The following is a 17,267-nucleotide window of genomic DNA, read 5'->3' as shown; positions in this document are numbered from 1 at the left end:
CCCGGCCGGCGATGGCGATCTCCCCCACGGGCGTCCGGCCCGAACCTGGCTCCTTCCGCGACCCGGCCAACCGGGTCTTCCACCTCGGCGACGACGTGCTGCGCGGGCTCGACGCGCAGGCGGCCGAGCAGTGGCGGGCGCTGGCCGGCACGGACTTCTTTCCCGCCCTGCTCGCCGAGGGCAAGGTCTGCGGCACCGAAGCCCTCGACCCGGCACGGGTGCCCGACGGCCTGCCCTGGGCCGCCGTGCTGCGGCACGAGCGCATCCCGTTCGTCTCCCACCCGTACGAGTGGTCCTTCGGCATGCTGCGCGACGCGGCGCTGCTGCACCTGGAGATCCTCCGGGCGGCGCTGCCCGCCGGGTTCACCACCAAGGACGGGTCGGCGTACAACCTCCAGTGGCGGGGCAGCGAACCGGTCTTCATCGACGTCGGCTCCTTCGAGCCGGTGCGCGACGGCGAACCCTGGGCCGGGTACCGCCAGTTCTGTCAGACGCTGCTCTACCCGCTGCTCCTCACCGCGCACCTCGGCGTGGACTTCCAACCGTGGCTGCGGGCCCGGGTGGACGGGATCGAGGCCGACCAGCTCCGGCCGCTCTTCCGCGGCGTCCGGCGGCTGCTGCCCGGCGTACCGACCCACGTGCACCTGCACGGGGCGATGCAGAGCCGGCACGCCGCCGCCACCACGACCGACGTCCGCGCCCAACTGCGGGCCGCCGGCTACTCCCGCGAGCTGGCGCTGGCCACCGTACGGGGCATCGAGAAGCTGGTCCGCCGGCTCGACCGGGCCCCCGCGGCCAGCCACTGGGCCGACTACCAGCGCACCTGCGGCTACTCCGCGCAGGACCGGGCCGGCAAGGAACGGTTCGTCACCGCCGCGCTGACCGCCGGCACCCGGCCCCGCCTGGTGCTGGACCTGGGAGCCAACGACGGCCGGTACGCCCGCCTCGCCGCCCGGCACGCCGACCACGTGGTCGCCGTCGAGCAGGACCCGGCCGTGGTCGACACGCTCTATCGGGCGCTGCGCGCCGAGGGGGAGCGCCGCGTCCTGCCGCTCGTGATGGATCTCGCCGACCCGTCGCCCGGCGGCGGCTGGCGGGGCGTCGAGCGGGCCTCCTTCGCCGACCGGGCCGCCGCCGACGTGGTGCTCGCCCTCGCCGTCGTGCACCACCTGGCGATCGGCCGCAACGTGCCGCTGCCCGAGGTGGTGGCCTGGCTCGCCGGCCTCGGCGCACCCGGCGCGCGGGTCGTGGTGGAGTTCGTCCACCCGGATGACCCGATGGCCCGGCGGCTGCTGGCCAACAAGCCCGACGGGCTCTTCCCCGACTACCGGCGGGAGGAGTTCGAGCGGCTGCTGGCGGCGCGCTGCCGGATCGCGCGGCGCGAGGAGCTGCCGTCGGGGACCCGGACGCTCTACACGGCGGTCGTGGGTGGCTGAGCCGGCGCCCGCGGGCGCCCCGCCGCCGGACCCGGCCGACGGTGACGCCCCGCCGAGCCGCGCCACATCGGCGGGGAAGCGACGCCGGCGCTGGCTGGCCGGCGCACGGGCCGAACTCGGCCGGCTGCTGGAGATCGTGGCGTTGGTCGGGCTGGTCGTCACCCAGCCGGTGCTGGACGTCCTCGGCCGCAGCCCCGACTTCTTCCTGTTCCACCGCGCCGGACGGGAGGACATCCTGATCCTGGTGGCCCTGGTCGCGGTGGTCCCCACCGTGCCGCCGGCGCTGCTCGGCGCGCTCAGCCGGCTGGCCGGCCGGGCCGCCCGGTCGGTCACGCACACGCTGCTGGTCGCGCTGCTGGTCGCCGCGCTGGCCGTCCAGGTCGGGCGGCACGGTACGCCGCTGCGGGGCGTACCGCTGCTGGTGGTCGCGGCGCTGGTCGGCGCGGCCGGCGCGGCCGCCCACCGCAGGTGGCGGGCGCCCCGGCGGGTGCTGCGGGTGGCCGCCGTGGGTCCGCTGGTGTTCGTCGGGCTGTTCCTGGTCGTCTCACCCACCTCGGTGCTGGTGCTGCCGCGCGCGGCCGACGGCGCGACCGGCACCGCGGCGACCGCGGTCCACCCGCCGGTGGTGATGCTGATCCTCGACGAGTTGCCGCTGGTCTCGCTGCTCGGCCCGGACGGCCGGATCGACGCCGCCCGGTTCCCGCACTTCGCCGAGCTGGCCGCCGGATCGACCTGGTACCGCAACGCGACCGGGGTCAGCGGCTGGACCCCGTACGCGCTGCCGGCCATGCTCACCGGCCGGTACCCGGCGCGCGGCGTCGCGCCGCACTACTCCCAGTACCCGGACAACCTCTTCACCGCCTTCGGCGGCCTGTACGACATCCGCGCCGAGGAGAGCATCACCCGGCTCTGCCCGCCCAGCCGCTGCGAGCAGCCGGTCACCCCCGAGCAGGGGCTCGGCGTGCTGGTCCGGGAGACCAGGAAGTTGCTGGGCCAGGTCACCGCACCGCGGGACAGTCAGATCGACCCGGAGGACTCCTACCGGGAGCAGACCCGGGCGGAGGCCGGTCTGGACGCCGCCGAGCCGGTGCCGGACGACCCGAAGTTCCGCTGGGACAGCCTGGACGACAACCAGCCTGTCCGGTTCACCAGCTTCCTGGCCGGGCTGAAGCCCGAACCCCGTCCCACGCTGCACTTCCTGCACCTGCTGATGCCGCACTCCCCGTGGGCGTTCCTGCCCTCCGGAGCGCGCTACGACGCCCCGGACGACCTGCCGAACGACGGCAGCGGCTGGGTGGAGCTGGCCCGGCAGCGGCACCTGGCCCAGCTCGGCTACACCGACCGGCTGATCGGCGAGACGCTGCGCACCCTGCGCGCCACGGGCCTCTACGACCAGGCGACGGTGGTGGTGACCGCCGACCACGGGGTCAGCTTCAAGCCGGGCTTCCAGGGGCGCGGCCTGGACGCCATCAACGCGGCTCCGGGCGAGGTGGCCTGGGTGCCGATGTTCGTCAAGGAGCCCGGCCAGCGGGCCGGTCGGGTCGACGACCGGAACTGGGAGCACGTGGACCTGCTACCGACCGTGGCCGACGAGGCCGGCATCCGGCTGCCGTGGCGGGTGGACGGCCGGTCCGCGCGGTCGGCCCCCCGCCCGGCGGGGCAGAAGCACTTCTACGACCGGCCGGCGGAGCCGATCACCATTCCGGACGGGGTGCCGGCGCCACCACCGCTGCCGGCCCCGCACCCGCTGGTCGGCACCGTGGTGGGGCAGCGCCCGGGCGGCGGGTCGGCCCGGGTCGCCGACCTGGCCGCGTTCCACGCCACCGACCCCGACACCGGCACGCTGCCGGCACTGGTCTGGGGTACCGTCCCGGACCAGGTGCCCGACGGGACGCTGCTGGCGGTAGCCGTGAACGGCCGGGTCGGAGCGGTGGTGCCGGTGGTGCCGCCGGACGCGGGGGGTCGCCGGTTCGCCGCGCTGCTCGCCGACGACCGGCTCTTCCATGCCGGCCAGAACCAGCTCGACGTCTACGAGATCGCAGGTGACGGCGGGCTGCGCCACCTCGCGCTCTCCTGAGCCGGCGATGCCGTTCGCCGGGTTTCCGATCCCGCCGGTCGGGAATCGGGTGACGCAGACCTCACCGCCGAACCACGCCGGGCGGTGTCCCCGGAACCGCAATTACGGTAGAAGCGAAGGCAATTCAACGTAGATCTGCCGGCGAAGCGAGGAACCACATGACGGAAGTCAAGCTCGATCACCCCGGTGGGCAGCTGTCGATGCCGGTGCATCCCGCAGTCGAAGGCCCCGCCGGCATCGGGGTGAGCAAGCTGCTGAAGGAAACCGGGATGACGACGTACGACCCCGGTTTCGTCAACACCGCGGCGGCGTCGTCCGCGATCACCTACATCGACGGCGACGCGGGGATCCTGCGTTACCGCGGGTACCCGATCGAGCAGCTGGCCGAGAAGTCCTCCTTCCTGGAGGTCTCCTACCTGCTCATCTACGGCGAGCTCCCCAGCGAGCAGCAGCTCACCGAGTTCACCGAGTGGATCCGCCGGCACTCGCTGCTGCACGAGGAGATGCGCCGGTTCTTCGACGGCTTCCCCCGCGACGCCCACCCGATGGCGGTGCTCTCCTCCGCCGTCAGCGCCATCTCGACCTTCTACCAGGACAGCCTGGACCCGTTCGACTCCGAGCACGTGGAGATCTCGACGGTCCGGCTGATGGCGAAGGTCCCGACCATCGCCTCCTACGCCTACAAGAAGTCGATCGGGCAGCCGCTGCTGTACCCGGACAACTCGCTGGGCTACGTGGAGAACTTCCTCCGGATGACCTTCGGCGTGCCGGCCGAGCCGTACGAGGTCGACCCGGTGGTCGCCAAGGTGCTGGACATGCTCTTCGTCCTGCACGCCGACCACGAGCAGAACTGCTCCACCTCGACCGTCCGCCTGGTCGGTTCCAGCAACGCCAACCTGTTCGCCTCGGTCTCGGCCGGCGTGAACGCGCTCTTCGGCCCGCTGCACGGCGGCGCCAACCAGGCCGTGCTGGAGATGCTGCAGCGGATCCAGGCCGACGGCGGCGACGTCCGCACCTTCGTGCAGAAGGTCAAGGACAAGCAGGACGGCGTGAAGCTGATGGGCTTCGGCCACCGGGTCTACAAGAACTACGACCCGCGCGCCGCCATCGTGAAGAAGGCCGCCCAGGACGTGCTCGTCCGGATGGCCAAGCCGGACCCGCTGCTGGACATCGCGATGGAGCTGGAGGAGATCGCGCTCGCCGACGACTTCTTCGTCTCCCGCCGGCTCTACCCGAACGTGGACTTCTACACCGGCCTCATCTACAAGGCCATGGGCTTCCCGACCAAGATGTTCACCGTTCTCTTCGCCCTGGGCCGGCTCCCCGGCTGGATCGCCCAGTGGCGCGAGATGATCAACGACCCGGAGACCAAGATCGGCCGTCCGCGGCAGGTCTACACCGGCGCCCCCGAGCGGGACTACGTCCCCTTCGCGGAGCGCTGACCCGCCTTCCGGCCCCACCGACAGGCCGCCGACCCCGCGAGGGTCGGCGGCCTGTCGCGTGTCGTACCAGGTCCAGCCGCCGCTCGGGCCATCCGGGGCGCCTGGTTGCGGTCGGGCACTTCGCGGGGCCGGCGGGGATCCGTCGTGTTCGGGGTTCGGGTTCGGCCGCCATTGGAGCTGATGTCGTGAGCGACTCAGCTCCAAAGGCGCCACGCAGCGGTATCGAGGCCCCGGAGCCACGCCGCACGCCGTCCGGAACCGGGGCCGCGACCCGTCGCGGCCCCGGTGCCGGGGCCGCGAAGGTCGCGGCGATCAGCATGGGCGGGTCGGGCGGGTCTCAGCGCAGGCCCGCGGCGGCGAGCAGGTTGCCGGCGGCGACCGGCGGCAGCGCCCGGCCCGCCGCCATGCGCTGCTCGGCCCGCTCGGTGTGGAACGCGGGGTTCTGCGCGATGGCCGTGGCGTAGCTGGCCGCGGTGCGCTGGGCGATCGCCGACCAGCCGTACTGCTCGTGCACCATCGTCCGGGCGCGGCGGGCCAGCGTCCGGGCCCGCTCCCGGTCCGACAGCAGCGCGTGCACCGCCTCGGTCAGCCCGTCCGGATCCTGCGGCCGGAACGTCATCCCGGTCACCCCCGGCTCGACGATCTCGGCGAGTCCGCCGGTCGCCGCGACCGCGAGCGGCGCGCCCGCCGCAGCGCCCTCGAGGGCCACCATGCCGAACGGCTCGTAGATGCTCGGCACCGCGAAGCAGTCCGACGCGGCCATCACCGCGGGCAGTTCGGCCCCGCCGAGGAAGCCCGGCATGCTGACCGCGCCGTCCAGGCCGAGGCGGCGCACGTCGGCCTCCAGTTCGCCCCGGTAGGGGCCGTCGCCGGCGATCACCACGCGCAGGCCCGGGTGCCGGTCCCGCAGCCGGGGCAGGCCGGCGAGGAGGTGCTGCACGCCCTTCTCGTAGACCAGCCGGCCGGCGAAGGTGACCAGCGGCCCGTCCGCGGCGAACCGGGCCCGGGCGGCCGCCACCGCGCCGTGCGACGCCTGCCAGCGGTGCGGCTCGACCCCGTTGGGCACGACGTCGACCCGCCCGGCCGGGACCCCGAACAGCCCGGTCACCTCGTCGCGCATGTACCCGGAGCAGACGATCACCCGGCCCGACTCGCTGCTGAGCCAGTGTTCGACGCCGTGGATGGTGCGGTTCATCTCCTCGGGCAGCCAGCCCTGGTGTCGGCCGGCTTCGGTGGCGTGGATGGTGGTGACCAGGGGCAGGTCGAGGTGCTCGCGCAGGGTCATCGCGGTGTGGGCGACGAGCCAGTCGTGGGCGTGGATGACGTCGTAGTCGGCGGTTTCGGTGGCGCGGAGGGCGGCGCGGGTGAGGGTGTGGTTGAAGGCCATGGTCCAGGCCAGGAGGCTGTTGGTGGCCAGGGGGAAGGTGACGGGGTCTTCGGCGGCGCGGATGATGCGGACGCCGTCGGCGTACTCCTCGAGGGGTGCGCCGTCGGCGTGGCGGGTGACCACGGTGACCTCGTGGCCGGCGGTTGCCAGGGCGACCGACAGGGCGTGGACGTGGCGCCCGAGGCCGCCGACGAGCACCGGCGGGTACTCCCACGAGAGCATCAGGATCCGCCGCTTCGGCGGGGGAGCGGCGGCGCCGGCGGGCTGGGCGATGAGTGTGCGGGTGAGGGTGGGGCGGCAGGTGCGGTCCGGGGCGGTGGCGAGCTGCTCGCCGACCCGCAGGGTGGTCACATCGATCTCCGTCCAGGCAGGAGCTACCGCCGACGCCGGTGGCGGCAGAACAGCGGTGGGTGGGGTAGGCCGAAGGCTGGGTCGCGACGCACGCGGGCGCGTCCCTGAACCAGGAAAGGGCATCGAGCCGGATCTTGCACCTCGAAAAGCGCCCAAGGTGATGGAAGACACCTGACCGGTCGGAGGGCGCACGAGTCGGGTCGATACCCGTCATCGGCTGGGAGGATGGATTGGCCGAACCGGGTGCGGGGCATTACCGCCGTGTGCGCTGCCCGGCCCGCCGTGCGGTGCGCTCATGAGGCGGTGCGCTCATGATCAGAACCGAAGGAGCGACATGCAGGTCTGGCCGGGCGAGCGCTACCCCCTCGGCGCCACGTACGACGGGATGGGCACCAACTTCGCGATCTTCTCGGAGGTGGCCGAGAAGATCGAACTCTGCCTCTTCGACGAGTGGGACACCGGGATCGAGCGCCGCGTCGAGCTGCGCGAGGTGGACGCCTACGTGTGGCACGCGTACCTCCCGGGGGTCGAGCCGGGCCAGCGCTACGGCTACCGGGTGCACGGCCCGTACGACCCGGCGAACGGGCTGCGGTGCAACCCGCACAAGCTGCTGCTCGACCCGTACGCCAAGGCGGTCGACGGCGATGTGACCTGGGACCCGGCGGTCTACGACTACGACCTCGGCGACCCGGAGCGCATGTCGGAGGCCGACTCGGCCCCGTTCATGCCGAAGTCCGTGGTGGTCAACCCGTACTTCGACTGGGGCAACGACAAGCCGCCCCGCACCCCCTACCACCACTCGGTGATCTACGAGGCGCACGTGCGTGGCCTGACCATGCGCCACCCGGGCATCCCCGAGGAGCTGCGCGGCACGTACGCGGGTATCGCCGCGCCACCGATGATCGAGCACCTGACGCGGCTCGGGGTGACCGCCATCGAACTGATGCCGGTGCACCAGTTCGTGCACGACCACCGGCTCGCCGACCTGGGTCTACGCAACTACTGGGGCTACAACACCATCGGCTTCTTCGCCCCGCACCACGGCTACTCCGCGCTGGGGCGGCTCGGCCAGCAGGTGCAGGAGTTCCGGGGCATGGTCAAGGCGCTGCACGCCGCCGGCATCGAGGTCATCCTCGACGTGGTCTACAACCACACCGCCGAGGGCAACCACCTCGGGCCGACGCTGAGCTTCAAGGGCGTGGACGCTCCCAGCTACTACCGGCTCAGCGAGGAGGACCGCCGCTACTTCGTCGACTACACCGGCACCGGCAACAGCCTCAACGTCCGCAGCCCGCACTCACTTCAGCTGATCATGGATTCGCTGCGCTACTGGGTGCAGGAGATGCACGTCGACGGCTTCCGCTTCGACCTGGCCGCCACCCTGGCCCGGGAGTTCTACGAGGTCGACCGGCTCTCCACGTTCTTCGAGGTGGTGCAGCAGGACCCGGTGGTCAGCCAGGTCAAACTGATCGCCGAGCCGTGGGACGTCGGCCCGGGTGGCTACCAGGTGGGCAACTTCCCGCCGGTGTGGACGGAGTGGAACGGCAAGTACCGGGACACCGTCCGGGACTTCTGGCGCGGCGAGCCGGCCACCCTCGCCGAGTTCGCGTCTCGGATCTCCGGCTCCGCCGACCTCTACCAGGACGACGGACGCCGTCCGTTCCACAGCATCAACTTCGTCACCTGCCACGACGGGTTCACGCTCAACGACCTGGTGTCCTACAACGACAAGCACAACGAGGCCAACGGCGAGGAGAACCGCGACGGCGAGAGCCACAACCGGTCCTGGAACTGCGGCGTCGAGGGCGAGACCGACGACGAGGCGGTGCTCGCGCTGCGCGCCCGGCAGCGGCGCAACTTCCTGGCCACACTGGTGCTCTCCCAGGGCGTGCCGATGATCGGCCACGGCGACGAGCTGGGCCGCACCCAGCATGGCAACAACAACGCGTACTGCCAGGACAGCGAGCTGTCCTGGGTCGACTGGGAGAACGCCGACGAGCAGCTGCTGGAGTTCGTCCGCTCGCTGGTGGCGTTCCGCCGCCGGCACCAGGTGTTCCGCCGCCGCCGGTTCTTCACCGGCCTGCCGGTCGGCGGGCGGGAGGTCGACGCCCCGCTGCCCGACCTCGCCTGGTACACGCCGGACGGCCGGGAGATGACCGGCGAGGACTGGGGCAACGACTTCGGCCGCTCGGTGGCGCTCTTCGTCAACGGCGAGGGCATCCGCGAGCGCGGCCAGTACGGCCAGCGCCACCACGACAGCTCGTTCCTGCTCTTCTTCAACGCGCACGACGCGCCGCTGGACTTCACCCTGCCCGGCGGCGAGTTCGGCCAGAAGTGGGAACGGGTGATCAGCACCGCCGAGCCCGGGCCCGACGAGGTCACGGCGATCAGCGCGGGCGGCACCGTCCGGGTGCCGGACCGCTCCCTGGTGGTCCTGGAGAGGACGGTCTGACATGCCGGCGACCCCTCACGCCGACGAGACGACGCCCACGGCCCGGGTCGGCGCGACCTACCGGGTCCAGATCCGCCCGGGCTTCGACCTGGACGCCACCGCCGGGCTCGCCGGCTACCTCGCCGACCTGGGCGTGACCCACCTCTACAGCGCGCCGCTGCTCACCGCCGCCCCCGGCTCGGCGCACGGCTACGACGTCGTCGACCACCGGGCGGTCAACCCGGAGCTCGGCGGCGAGGCGGGCCGGCAGCGGCTGCTGCGGGCGCTGCGCGCCGCCGGGCTCGGCCTGGTCGTCGACATCGTGCCCAACCACGCCGGGGTCGCCGTGCCCGCCGCGAACCCGGCCTGGTGGGACGTGCTGCGCCGGGGGCGGTCCTCGGCGTACGCGCGCTGGTTCGACATCGACTGGGACCGAGGCCGCCTGCTGCTGCCGGTGCTGGCCGACTCGCCCGACGCCCTCGACGACCTGAAGATCGTCGACGGGGAGCTGCGCTACCACGAGCACCGCTTCCCGATCGCCGACGGCACCGACGGCGGGACGGCCCGCGCGGTGCACGACCGGCAGCACTACGAGCTGGTCTCCTGGCGGCGCGGCGACGCCGAGCTGACGTACCGCCGGTTCTTCGCGGTCTCCGATCTCGCCGGCCTGCGCGTGGAGGACCCGGAGGTCTTCGCCGCCACCCACGCGGAGATCCTGCGCTGGGCGGCGGCCGGCGAGGTCGACGGCATCCGCGTCGACCACCCGGACGGCCTCCGCGACCCCGGCGGCTACCTGGCCCGGCTGCGGGCCGCCGCGCCCGCCGTCTGGCTGGTGGTGGAGAAGATCCTCGAGTACGGCGAGGAGCTGCCGGACTGGCCGGTGCACGGCACCACCGGCTACGAGGCCCTGGCCGCGGTCTCCGGGCTCTTCGTCGACCCGGCCGCCGAGGGCGACTTCACCGCGCTGGACACCCGGCTGGTCGGACGGCACACCTCGTGGGAGGACCTCACCCACGCCACCAAGCTGGCCGCGGCCACCCGCCTGCTCGCCGCCGAACTGACCCGGCTGGCCGCGCTCGTCCCCGAGGTGCCGCCGCCGGCCGCCCGGGCCGCGCTCGCCGAGCTGGCGGCCGCCTTCCCCGTCTACCGGGGCTACCCCCCGCACGGTGCCCGGCACCTGGCCGCCGCCCGCTCCGAGGCCGGCCGGCGCCGACCCGACCTGGCCGGCGCGCTGGACGCGGTCACCCGCCGGCTGCGCGACCCGGGCGACGAGCTGGCCCAGCGGTTCCCCCAGCTCACCGGCGCGGTGATGGCCAAGGGGGTGGAGGACACCGCCTTCTACCGGTGGAGCCGGTTCGTCGCGCTGAACGAGGTCGGCGGCACCCCGGCGCACTTCGGCGTGCCGCCGGCGGAGTTCCACCGCTTCGTCGCCGCCCGGGGGGTGCGCTGGCCGGCCGCCATGACCGCGCTGTCCACCCACGACACGAAGCGCAGCGAGGACGTGCGGGCCCGGCTGGCGGTCCTCAGCGAGCTGCCGCACCGCTGGGCGGAGCGGGTGTCCCGCTGGATGGCGGTGGCGGAGCTGCCCGACCCGGCCTTCGCGCACCTGCTCTGGCAGACGGCCGTCGGCGCGTGGCCGATCCCCCGCGAGCGGCTGCACGCGTACGGGGAGAAGGCCGCGCGGGAGGCGTCGGTGTCGACCAGCTGGGCCGACCCCGACCCGGCCTTCGAGCAGGCGATGCACGCGGTGGTCGACCGGATGTACGACGACCCGGAGCTGCACGCAGAGCTGACCGCGTTCGCCGACGAGATCACCCCGGCCGGCTGGTCCAACGCGCTCGGGCAGAAGCTGGTGCAGCTGGCCATGCCGGGGGTGCCCGACCTCTACCAGGGCACCGAGCTGTGGGACAACTCGCTGGTCGACCCGGACAACCGCCGACCGGTCGACTTCGCCGTACGCCGGGACCTTCTGGCCCGGCTAGACGCGGGCTGGCGGCCGCCGGTCGACGCCGGCGGGGCGGCGAAGCTGCTCGTGGTCTCCCGCACGCTACGGCTGCGCCGCAGCCGGCCCGACCTGTTCACCGGCTACCGGCCGGTGCCGGCGCGCGGACCGGCCGGGCCGCACACGGTGGCCTTCGACCGCGGCGGCGCGGTGGCGGTCGCCACCCGGCTGCCGCTGCGGCTGGCGCGTGCCGGTGGGTGGCGCGACACGATCCTGTCGCTCCCCGTTCACAACCTGACCGACCTGTTCACCGGGCGGGTCTACAGTGGCGGGGAGACCCGTCTGGCCGACCTCCTGGCCACCTATCCCGTCGCGCTGCTGGCTCCCACCATCGAGTCCGTGGAGGCTGCGTCATGACCGAGTTCACGGTGTGGGCGCCCGACGCCGCCCGGGTCCGGCTCCGGCTCACCGGCGCCGCCGACCACGAGATGACCGCCGGCCCGAACGGGTGGTGGCGGGCCGACGTGCCCGGCGCAGGCCCCGGCACCGACTACGCCTTCCTGCTCGACGACGACGACCGCCCGCTGCCCGATCCCCGGTCCGCGTGGCAGCCCGAGGGGGTGCACGGGCCGAGCAGGCTCTACGACCACGCGGCGTTCGGATGGACCGACGGCGGGTGGACCGGGCGGCAACTGCCCGGCAGCGTCCTCTACGAGCTGCACATCGGCACCTTCACGCCCGAGGGCACCTTCGACGCCGCCATCGAACGCCTCGACCACCTGGTCTCGCTCGGCGTCGACCTCATCGAGCTGCTGCCGGTCAACGCCTTCAACGGCGAGCACAACTGGGGCTACGACGGCGTGTGCTGGTATGCGCCGCACCAGCCCTACGGCGGCCCCGACGGGCTGAAACGGCTGGTCGACGCGGCGCACGGCAAGGGGCTGGGGGTGATCCTCGACGTCGTCTACAACCATTTCGGGCCCTCCGGGGCCTACGCGCCGCGGTTCGGCCCCTACCTGGCCGAGCAGAGCAACACCTGGGGCCGCTCGGTCAACCTCGACGGCCCGCACTCCGACGAGGTGCGCCGCTACATCGTCGACAGCGTCTTGATGTGGCTGCGTGACTACCACGTCGACGGCCTGCGGCTGGACGCGGTGCACGCGCTGCCGGACACCCGGGCCGTGCCGTTGCTGGAGGAGCTGGCCATCGAGGTGGAGGCGCTCTCCACCCACCTCGCGTTGCCGCTGTCGCTGATCGCCGAGTCCGACCTCAACGACCCCCGCCTGATCACCCCGCGCGAGGCGGGCGGCTACGGCCTGCACGCCCAGTGGAACGACGACGCCCACCACGCGCTGCACACCCTGCTCACCGGCGAACGGCAGGGCTACTACAGCGACTTCGGCTCCCTGGAAACCCTCGCCGACGTGCTCACCGGCGCCTTCTTCCACGCCGGCACCTGGTCCAGCTTCCGCAAGCGCCAGCACGGCCGGCCGGTGGACCGGCAGCGCACCCCCGGCCACCGGTTCGTGGCGTACCTGCAGAATCACGACCAGATCGGCAACCGGGCCACCGGCGACCGCATCTCCGCCACCCTCTCGCCCGCGTTGCTGCGCGTCGGGGCGACATTGCTGATGACGGCCCCGTTCACGCCGATGCTGTTCATGGGGGAGGAGTGGGCGGCCAGCACCCCGTGGCAGTTCTTCACCAGCCACCCCGAGCCCGAGCTGGCGACCGCCGTGGCGACCGGCCGGCGGCGGGAGTTCGCCGCACACGGCTGGCCGGAGGGCGACGTTCCCGACCCGCAGGACCCGCAGACGTACCTGCGGTCGCGGCTGGACTGGGCCGAGCTGGAGAAGCCGGAGCATCGGGAGATGCTGGACTTCTACCGGCGACTCATCGCGCTGCGCAAGAGCCGGCGCGACCTGTCCGATCCTCGACTGCACGCGGTGCGCGTGCAGCACGGGGACCAGTTCCTGGTGATGCGCCGGGGGGACACGCTCGTGGTGGCGAACCTGGCCGGTCGGGCGCAGGGGATTTCGCTGCCGGGGGTGGCGCGGCGGGTGCTGCTGGCCACGGGGGAGGGCGTCACGGTGATGCGCGACCGGATCCAGCTACCGGCGGAGACGGCCGCGATCGTCGCCCTGTGAGGTTGACGTCGACAGTCCAGGTGCCGATGACGAACAAGACCGACTTCAGGAAGACCCTCGACGCCTACCGGGCACAACAGGGCCGGTTCCGGGTGGTGGACGTGCCCGACATGCGATATCTCATGATCGACGGCCACGGCGACCCCAACACCTCGCCCGCCTTCACCGAGGCGGTCGAAGCGCTCTATCCGGTGGCGTACAAGCTGAAGTTCGCCAGCAAGCGAGACCTCGGGCGCGACTATGTCGTCCCGCCGCTGGAAGGTCTGTGGTGGGCCGAGGACATGGCCTCCTTCACGGTGGCGCGGGACAAGTCGCGGTGGCACTGGACGCTGATGCTCATGGTCCCGGACTGGATCGACCAGACCATGTTCAGCACCGTTGTCGAGCAAGTTCGGGCGAAGAACCAGCCGGCGCGCCTGGATGATGTTCATCTGGAGACGCTGTCCGAGGGGCGATGCGTGCAGACGCTGCACATCGGTTCCTTCGACGACGAGGCGGACGTGCTCGCGCAACTGCATCACGAGGTCATCCCCAACCAGGGGTTTCGCCTGGTCGGCACGCACCACGAGATCTATCTCAGCGACTTCCGCAGGGTCGCACCGGAGAAGCGTCGGACCATCCTCCGGCAGCCGGTCACCACCGAGGCCGCACCCGGCGCGGCGACGCCGGCCCAGCCGGGGAGCTGACCACGAGTGAACGCACCCGCGCACACCTCATCGCATCTTCCCGGAAGGCGACCCGTGCCGACCTACCGCCAGCCAGGCACCGTCATCACCGACCACCGCTTCCACGTGCCGCTCGACCACGCGGACCCGGCCGGCGAGCGGATCGAGGTGTACGCCCGCGAGGTCGTGGCCGCCGGCCGGGAGCGCGACCCGCTGCCCTGGCTGCTCTTCCTGCAGGGTGGGCCCGGGGGTCGCTCGCCGCGGCCGGTAGGCCGGGACAGCTGGCTGGACCGGGCGCTGAACGACTACCGGGTGCTGTTGCTGGACCAGCGGGGCACCGGCCGCTCCACCCCCGCCGGCCGGCAGACGCTGCCAGGACGGGGCGACGCCGCCGCGCAGGCCGAGTACCTGGCGCACTTCCGAGCCGACTCGATCGTCCGGGACTGCGAGCTGATCCGCCGGGAACTGCTCGGCGAGGACGGCCGGTGGAGCCTGCTCGGTCAGAGCTACGGCGGCTTCTGCACCCTCACCTACCTGTCGTACGCGCCCGGCGGCGTCCGTGAGGCCTTCGTGACCGGCGGCCTCCCCGGCCTGCGCAGCACGGCGCAGGACGTCTACCGGGCCGCCTACCCGCGCGTGCGGCGGAAGGTCGAGGCGCACTACGCGCGCTACCCGGAGGACGTCGAGACCGTCCGCGCGATCGTGCGGCACCTGCGGGAGCGGGAGGTGCGGCTGCCCGGCGGCGGGCTGCTGAGCGCCGAGGCGTTCCAGGCGCTCGGCATCACGCTGGGCACCGGCAACGGTTCGCACACGCTGCACTACCTGCTCGAAGACGCCTTCGTGGCCGGCGTGTCCGAGCGTCAGCTCTCCGATCCGTTCCTCGCCGAGGTGCAGAGCCACCTCTCGTACGCGGGCCGCCCGCTCTACGCGCTGCTGCACGAGTCGATCTACGGGCAGCGGTCGGTGACCCCGCAGGCCACCGGATGGGCGGCCGAGGCGGTACGCGCCGAGTTCCCGCAGTTCGACGTCGACGGGGCGCTGGCGGAGGACCGGCCGGTGCTGCTGACCGGTGAGATGATCTACCCCTGGATGTTCGCCACCGACCCGGCGCTGGCCCCGCTGCGTGAGGTGGCCGACCTGCTGGCGCGCCGTGAGGAGTGGCCGGACCTGTACGACCCGCGGCAGTTGGCGCGCAACGAGGTGCCGGTGGCCGCCGCCGTCTACCACGACGACATGTACGTCGACACCGAGGACTCGTTGGCCACCGCGCGATCGGTGCGCGGTCTGCGCCCCTGGATCACCAACGAGTACGAGCACGACGGCCTGCGGGTGAGCGACGGGCGCGTCCTCGACCGGCTGATCCGGATGGTCCGCGACGAGGCGTGAGGACGGCGCGACCAGCTACAAGGGTGGCGGGCACCGGTCGGGGAGCGTGACCTGCCCCGGCTGGTGGGTGAACGTCGACATCGTGAACCACTCGTCCAGCGCGGGGTCGAAGAGGTTCTGGAAGCCGAACTGCAACCCCTGCCACCACCGGCTCGGATCCTTCTGGTCGACGTAGACGTCGCCCAGCGCGATCGGGAACCGGATGGCCTCGCCCGGCTGGGTGGAGCCGCCGACGACACCGACCCGCCAGTGGTCGACGTGCCGGTCCCTGTTCCCCTGCAGGATCTCCGGTCCGACGTAGCGCGAGGTCTTCAGCAGGTCGTTCAACATCTGGCGGTTGAAGAACCCCACCCGGTCGCAGGGGCGTGGCGGTTCCAGCGGGATGTTCGGCCACTTGTAGGTGAGCGTGTAGAGCGTGTTCTTGTAGATCAGGTTCGTGAACCAGATCGGGTGGTTCGGGCCCCCGGCGATCATCTGGCTGTCCCCGCCCCGGCCCTGCCAGCTGAACGGGACGTCGATCCCGAGATCGCGGACGATGTAGCGGCCCGTGCCGCGGAAGTCCGCTGGGAGCAGAGGCGGCCGGGGCTCCTCCGGCCCGGGCCGCCCGGCGGGCGTGGCGCCACCGGTCGGGGTTGGCGGAGGCGGAGGGGCGCCGGCCGAGCCCGGTGTCATCACGCCGATGGCGATCACGCCGGTGGCGAGCGCCGAGACCAGCGTCCGAAGCGTACGGCGTGCCATCTGCCCCTCCATGGTCGAAAGTGGCCGACGCCCGGACAATTCGGACGTCTGCCGCGAATGCTAGGCCAGGCGAATGTGAGCAACGACCGAATCGCCCTCATCTCCGCTGCCGTCACCCGCAAGCGCGTCCCCGGCGCGTCTCCCGCACGAGCCCGTCACCGGCGTACCGGATGTTCTCTCCCGAACCGGGCACACCGAGCCGCCGTACCGCATAGCGTCACGGTGGCGGCGTCACCGCCACGCCGCCGGACCGTCGGCGGCCCCGCGCCGAGCGGAGGGACCGAGGTGAAGCGCATCGACGGAGTGCTCCTGCCCGAGCTGGACGACCCGGGCGGCGAGCCCCGGCTGGCCCGCGCGCTCGGCTGGCTGAGCCTCGCCCTCGGAGCCGGCACGATCGCGGCCGCCGGCCGACTCGCCCGACTGACCGGTGTGGACGACTCGCCCGCCGCCCGCGTCGTCATCCCGGCCCTCGGCGCCCGCGAGCTGGGGCACGCCAGCGGGCTCATCGCGGGCCGTCGGGCGGCCGGCTGGGCGTGGAGCCGGGTGGCCGGCGACGTCCTGGACCTGACCCTGCTCGCCCGGGCCCTGGCCGACCGGGAGGGCGAACGGCGCCGCCGGGTGGCCCTCACGACGGCGGTGATCGCCGGGATCACCGCCGTCGACGTGCTCGCCGCGGTCGGTGCCGTCCGCGCCCAACGAGCCCGCGCCCGGATGATCCGGATCGACATCGGGGTGACGGTGAACCGCTCGCCGGCCGAGGCGTACCGCTACTGGCGCGACGTGGAGAACCTGCCCCGGTTCATGTCGCACCTCGAGTCGGTCCGCGCCGAGGACCTGCGGCGGTCGCACTGGACCGCCCACGGCCCGGCCGGTCGCCGCATCGAGTGGGACGCGGAGATCCTCGACGACCAGCCGAACCGGTCGATCGCGTGGCGGTCGCTGCCCGGCGCCCAGGTGCCGAACGCCGGCCGGGTCCGGTTCGTGCCCGCCCCGGGCGACCGGGGCACCGAGGTACGGGTGCAACTCGGCTACGCGCCTCCGGCCGGAGCGCTCGGCCGCGCCGTGGCCAAGCTCTTCGGCGAGGCCCCCGAGCAGCAGGTCCGCGACGACCTGCGCCGGTTCAAGCAGGTGCTGGAGACCGGCGAGGTGGTCCGCTCCGAGGGCAGCCCGGACGGGATCTCCGTGCGGCAGCAGGTCATGCAGCGCCCCGCCCAGCCCCTGCCGAACGGCCACCGGCGCTGACCGTGCGACGCGAGGAGGGACGA

11 protein-coding genes are annotated in these 17,267 nt (G+C 72.9%); 9 read left to right on the top strand and 2 right to left on the bottom strand.

Features of this window, described 5'->3' with window-relative positions:
- The first annotated feature begins 11 nt into the window (after positions 1-11).
- The 3 genes from O7603_RS06080 (at position 12) to O7603_RS06070 (ending at position 4,955) form a co-directional block, all read left to right on the top strand.
- Positions 12-1,436, top strand: a complete 1,425-nt coding sequence (locus O7603_RS06080) for a class I SAM-dependent methyltransferase (RefSeq protein WP_281574693.1) — start codon at positions 12-14, stop codon at positions 1,434-1,436.
- Between the two features lie 94 nt (positions 1,437-1,530).
- The gene (locus O7603_RS06075; protein ID WP_281576623.1) at positions 1,531-3,513 is read left to right on the top strand and encodes a sulfatase-like hydrolase/transferase; all 1,983 of its coding nucleotides are present in this window, start codon (positions 1,531-1,533) and stop codon (positions 3,511-3,513) included.
- A gap of 158 nt (positions 3,514-3,671) precedes the next feature.
- Complete coding sequence (locus O7603_RS06070) at positions 3,672-4,955, top strand: citrate synthase (protein ID WP_281574692.1); 1,284 nt, start codon at positions 3,672-3,674, stop codon at positions 4,953-4,955.
- 337 nt (positions 4,956-5,292) lie between these two features.
- Here O7603_RS06070 and O7603_RS06065 read toward each other — a convergent pair whose 3' ends face one another.
- Positions 5,293-6,693 carry a glycosyltransferase family 4 protein gene (locus O7603_RS06065; RefSeq protein ID WP_281574691.1) on the bottom strand — a complete coding sequence of 467 codons (1,401 nt, stop codon included), beginning with the start codon at positions 6,691-6,693 and terminating at the stop codon, positions 5,293-5,295.
- Between the two features lie 334 nt (positions 6,694-7,027).
- On the opposite strand from O7603_RS06065, the gene glgX reads away from it, so the two are divergent.
- The 5 genes from glgX to O7603_RS06040 are packed head-to-tail and all read left to right on the top strand — an operon-like array spanning position 7,028 to position 15,264.
- The gene (glgX, locus tag O7603_RS06060; RefSeq protein ID WP_281574690.1) at positions 7,028-9,145 is read left to right on the top strand and encodes a glycogen debranching protein GlgX; all 2,118 of its coding nucleotides are present in this window, start codon (positions 7,028-7,030) and stop codon (positions 9,143-9,145) included.
- Between the two features lies 1 nt (position 9,146).
- Positions 9,147-11,483 carry a malto-oligosyltrehalose synthase gene (gene treY, locus O7603_RS06055; RefSeq protein WP_281574689.1) on the top strand — a complete coding sequence of 779 codons (2,337 nt, stop codon included), beginning with the start codon at positions 9,147-9,149 and terminating at the stop codon, positions 11,481-11,483.
- Entirely contained in the window at positions 11,480-13,213 is a 1,734-nt protein-coding gene (treZ, locus tag O7603_RS06050; protein ID WP_281574688.1) for a malto-oligosyltrehalose trehalohydrolase, read from the top strand. The genes treY and treZ overlap by 4 nt, the downstream gene beginning before the upstream one ends.
- A 26-nt stretch (positions 13,214-13,239) precedes the next feature.
- Entirely contained in the window at positions 13,240-13,899 is a 660-nt protein-coding gene (locus tag O7603_RS06045) for a GyrI-like domain-containing protein (RefSeq protein ID WP_281574687.1), read from the top strand.
- Positions 13,900-13,953: 54 nt separating this feature from the next.
- Positions 13,954-15,264, top strand: a complete 1,311-nt coding sequence (locus tag O7603_RS06040; protein WP_281574686.1) for an alpha/beta fold hydrolase — start codon at positions 13,954-13,956, stop codon at positions 15,262-15,264.
- 15 nt (positions 15,265-15,279) lie between these two features.
- Here the strand turns inward: O7603_RS06040 and O7603_RS06035 are convergent, their stop codons facing one another.
- The gene (locus O7603_RS06035) at positions 15,280-16,002 is read right to left on the bottom strand and encodes a hypothetical protein (RefSeq protein ID WP_281574685.1); all 723 of its coding nucleotides are present in this window, start codon (positions 16,000-16,002) and stop codon (positions 15,280-15,282) included.
- A 285-nt stretch (positions 16,003-16,287) separates the two neighbouring features.
- Here O7603_RS06035 and O7603_RS06030 point away from each other — a divergent pair, with 285 nt between their 5' ends.
- Positions 16,288-17,244, top strand: coding sequence for an SRPBCC family protein (locus O7603_RS06030; RefSeq protein WP_281574684.1), 957 nt, complete (start codon positions 16,288-16,290; stop codon positions 17,242-17,244).
- Positions 17,245-17,267: the final 23 nt, after the last annotated feature.

This window comes from Micromonospora sp. WMMD812 (genome assembly GCF_027497215.1).
Classification (GTDB): domain Bacteria; phylum Actinomycetota; class Actinomycetes; order Mycobacteriales; family Micromonosporaceae; genus Micromonospora.
The sequence above is the reverse complement of the archived record's forward strand: the minus strand, read 5'-3'. Positions and strand labels throughout refer to the sequence as shown.

Excerpts from the sequence above, each read along its gene's own strand:
- treZ (WP_281574688.1), top strand. The coding sequence starts at position 11,480 with ATGACCGAGTTCACGGTGTGGGCGCCCGACGCCGCCCGGGTCCGGCTC.
- O7603_RS06080 (WP_281574693.1), top strand. The coding sequence starts at position 12 with ATGGCGATCTCCCCCACGGGCGTCCGGCCCGAACCTGGCTCCTTCCGC.
- glgX (WP_281574690.1), top strand. The coding sequence starts at position 7,028 with ATGCAGGTCTGGCCGGGCGAGCGCTACCCCCTCGGCGCCACGTACGAC.
- O7603_RS06070 (WP_281574692.1), top strand. The coding sequence starts at position 3,672 with ATGACGGAAGTCAAGCTCGATCACCCCGGTGGGCAGCTGTCGATGCCG.
- O7603_RS06035 (WP_281574685.1), bottom strand. The coding sequence starts at position 16,002 with ATGGCACGCCGTACGCTTCGGACGCTGGTCTCGGCGCTCGCCACCGGC.
- O7603_RS06045 (WP_281574687.1), top strand. The coding sequence starts at position 13,240 with ATGACGAACAAGACCGACTTCAGGAAGACCCTCGACGCCTACCGGGCA.
- treY (WP_281574689.1), top strand. The coding sequence starts at position 9,147 with ATGCCGGCGACCCCTCACGCCGACGAGACGACGCCCACGGCCCGGGTC.